A 263-nucleotide genomic window follows, 5' to 3' on the forward strand; every position below is an offset into this window, starting at 1 on the left:
CCAAACTGAGCATGAATCGCCTGTAAACCCTCAATATGGCGATTACTGCGATCGCCAGAGTTGCCTAAAAGCACCGTAAAATCATCGCTATGCGTTCCAGCGGGGACTGCAGCTTCTGGCATACGTGTCGGAAAATAGAGCAATGATGTTGGCACGCGGGGGTGACGTTGCTGGAAAGCGTGCAAATCGCCGCGCGTGGCGAACACATGTGCCAGACGGCGCTGGGCCAGACGGCGCAGCAGATAAAACAGCTGATACTTGAG

The 263-nt window shown here is 54.8% G+C and carries 1 protein-coding gene; it reads right to left on the reverse strand.

Features of this window, described 5'->3' with window-relative positions:
- Nucleotides 1–263: TDP-N-acetylfucosamine:lipid II N-acetylfucosaminyltransferase family protein (locus PSSD_RS26100; RefSeq protein WP_167347717.1), on the reverse strand; the 263-nt coding region annotated here is incomplete at both ends.

The organism is Type-D symbiont of Plautia stali, assembly GCF_001485335.1.
GTDB lineage: Bacteria > Pseudomonadota > Gammaproteobacteria > Enterobacterales > Enterobacteriaceae > Pantoea > Pantoea vagans_C.